This window comes from Streptomyces sp. PU-14G (assembly GCF_041028275.1).
Taxonomy (GTDB): Bacteria; Actinomycetota; Actinomycetes; order Streptomycetales; family Streptomycetaceae; genus Streptomyces.
Window position 1 is genome coordinate 1 of record NZ_JASKYT010000601.1, and the last position, 2966, is coordinate 2966.

The following is a 2966-nucleotide window of genomic DNA, read 5'->3' on the forward strand; positions in this document are numbered from 1 at the left end:
CCCCGCCGCCCCCTCCCGCGTCCGGGAAGGCAGGGAACCGCGCCGCCTGGTCACATTCCGGTAGTGCCGTCGATGCGCTCGCGGAGCAGATCGGCATGGCCGATGTGCCGCGCATACTCAGCGATCATGTCCACCAGGATCCTCCGCAGCGAGATCGGCTCGCCGGTCCACTTACGGATCCCCGTTTCGTCCAACGACGCGGCAGCGGCAGTGATCTGCCTGGAGTGCTCGCACTCCGTCCGCCAGACGGCGAAGGCCTCGTCGACGTCACCGCCCAGGTCATCGAAGTCCTGGTCGGGGTCGTCGTCGGAGTAGTGGAGCAGCGGAACGTCCTCGCCGGCGAACTGGATGCGGAACCACCACCGCTCGACACCGGCCAGGTGCCGCACGATGCCGTGCAGGGACAGAGCGGACGGAGGCACCGCCCGTTCGGACAACCGCTGCGCGGGCAGACCGGCGCACTTGAGCTCGAAGGTCGCCCGGTGCCAGTCCAGGACGGCGCTCAAGGTCTCGGCTTCGCCACCGACCGCGGGCGGGGTCGGCCGTGTGTCGTCGGCCCACCGGGGCGAACGGTGTACGGGGGCTGGGATTCCGGTCATCATCTGCCTTCCTGGTCGCGAACGGCCGAGTCTGGCAGGCCCCACTGACACTGGGCCGGGAGAAGAACGGCCTCGCAGACCGGCTGCCCCGGGCCCGTGAGCCGGAACCGCCCGTGACCGCCCGTGAGCCGGAACCGCCCGCGAGCCCGCCCGTCCCGCCGCCGGAGGACTGGCACCACCTGCCGCCGCGGGCCGCGCCGATCGAGGTGCGCGTCAGCCTCGCCCCGTGCGCCACCTACTTCGCGTTCCGGGGGGCGACAGGAGGCGGAGGAGGGGCGTCGCGCTGGGGCGGGCGAAGCCCTGGCCTTGGCTTTTTCAGCGTTGACGATCGGCCTTGTGCTGTCAGATTGCAATCCACAGACGGCCTTTAGTTCAACATATCGATCATATCGCCGCACTCACGGGTGGTTTGCCCGACTTTCCCTGGAATTCGGTACGTCGCGAGCCCACCATGCGTATCGCCAGCAGATGTACGACCATGGGAGATCGCATGAAAGCTCGTCTCGCCCTTCTGGCCGTCACGGTCATGCTCGCCGGTGCCGCCGCCGCGCCCGCTTATGCGGCCGATGCGGCACCACGGTCGGTGAACGTGACGACCGGTCAAGGGCCCGGCGCCTGCGACTGGGGGCAGATCTGCCTGTACCGCGACTACGGCCTCAACCGCAGCGGCCCCGCACCGATCCTCAAGGCAAACGAAGACGTCCCCTGGTTCGGCGACTACAACTTCAACGACACGGCCAGCTCCGTCTGCAACTTCTCCGGACGGTTCGCGGCCGTCTTCAGGGACAGCAACTACGAAGGCCCGAGCGTCCCCGTAGCGTCCGGGCAGTGCAAGGACGTCCCGGCGTGGTTCAACGACTCGGCGTCCTCCGTCAAGCTCTACTGACGAAGACCCCGAGTTCCTCCGCAATACGCGTGCGAGCTGCCCAGGCATCTGTGCAGCTCGCACCCTGCTGTCAGCCGCACCCTGACCAGACCGAACGGGCCCCGTACACAGCACTACCGCCCACCGCTCCACTCCCCACCCAGTTCCCCCCGGCCTACTCGCCGGGGGTTTCGTCGTTCCACACCGGGGGGGGTAGCCGCATGGGACGAGCCGGCACGAGGCGACGGCACAGGACGCCCGTGGTGCCCCGGCCGCCAAGGTGCCAGGGCGGTTCGGGGATAGCCGGCCCCTGGATATCGCCTAAACGATCAACAACGGCCCCCGCCGGATTGCCGGCGGGGGCCGTTTTCCTGCTATGACCTGCGACACAGATCAGTGGGCACAACTGGGATCGAACCAGTGACATCCTGCTTGTAAGGCAGGCGCTCTACCGCTGAGCTATGCGCCCCGGAAGTGATGGGACGACAGCGTACCCTGCCGGGCGGTGGGCAGCGCAAACACGGGGTGGGGCGGGGAGGACGGGGCCGTGAACGAATCGACTCGTGTGTTCGTTGACCTCGGGTGGGAGAATGACAATCGGTCGATGAGCGAGCGGCACACACGGGGAGAGGTTGCGTGGCGGCGATGAACGGCGGCGGTACCCGTCGCTGGGGCTGGGGCAGTGGCCGTGCCGAGCAGTCGCGGACCGAAGCGCAGGCGGCGAAGGACGCCGCAGCCGCCGCTTTCTACGAGCTGGACACCGCCCAGCGCGACCTCCGCATCTCCATCGAGACGATCACCGCCGTCGACGCCTCCCCCGCAGGACGCAAGGCCGCGGCGGACTTCGCCGACTTCGGCAGGCGTATCGACAGCGTCAGCCACAAGTACATCACCGCCGTCGACGCGCACGACCTGGACCGTGACGACCTCGACGCCTCCGCGGCCTCCCGGGCCCGCGCCGAGCTGGACGGGGCGCGGCAGGAGCTGGAGCGGGTCAAGGGGGAGCTCGACCGGTTCGCACAGGGCCTCGGCTCCCTGCTGACGCGGGCCGAGAACCAGCTCGCCCGCCTGGCCCCCGCCGTGGAGCGGGCCCGCCAGGGTCTGCTCGCCGCGAGCAACGCGCTGGACGCGGTACGGGCGCAGGGCCTGAAGGCGGACGCTCTGGCGGCCCGGCTGGCGGCGCTCTCGCCCGAGCTGACCAAGCTCAACGAGGGCGCCGGAACCCACGGGGTGCAGGAGACCCTGCAGCGCGCCGACCGGGTCGTACGGGAAGCGGAGGCGATCCGCGCCGAGGCCGAGGGGCTGCCGCAGAAGGCCGCGGACATCGACAAGCGGCTGGCCTCGCTGCGCACCCGCACGGAGGCGCTCCAGACCCGCGCGGGCCAGGTGGAACCGGTCCTCAGCGAGCTGCGGCGCCGCTTCAGCGTCGCCTGCTGGCAGGACCTGCAGAACGTGCCGCGGCAGGCCGAGCACTCGGCGCGGCACGTTCTGCAGGTCCTGCC

At 70.1% G+C, this 2966-nt stretch carries 3 protein-coding genes and 1 tRNA gene; 2 read left to right on the forward strand and 2 right to left on the reverse strand.

Annotation, left to right across the window (positions count from 1 at the left end):
- Window positions 1-50: 50 nt before the first annotated feature.
- Window positions 51-599 (reverse strand): DinB family protein, encoded by a 549-nt coding sequence (locus AB8Z75_RS33855; protein WP_369208808.1) that lies wholly within the window; start codon window positions 597-599, stop codon window positions 51-53.
- Between the two features lie 490 nt (window positions 600-1089).
- Here AB8Z75_RS33855 and AB8Z75_RS33860 point away from each other — a divergent pair, with 490 nt between their 5' ends.
- Complete coding sequence (locus AB8Z75_RS33860) at window positions 1090-1485, forward strand: peptidase inhibitor family I36 protein (RefSeq protein ID WP_369208806.1); 396 nt, start codon at window positions 1090-1092, stop codon at window positions 1483-1485.
- A gap of 376 nt (window positions 1486-1861) precedes the next feature.
- Here the strand turns inward: AB8Z75_RS33860 and AB8Z75_RS33865 are convergent.
- Window positions 1862-1933 (reverse strand) — tRNA-Val (locus tag AB8Z75_RS33865).
- Between the two features lie 176 nt (window positions 1934-2109).
- On the opposite strand from AB8Z75_RS33865, the gene AB8Z75_RS33870 reads away from it, so the two are divergent.
- Window positions 2110-2966 (forward strand): hypothetical protein (locus AB8Z75_RS33870; protein ID WP_369208810.1); only part of this gene is annotated, 857 nt, incomplete at its 3' end.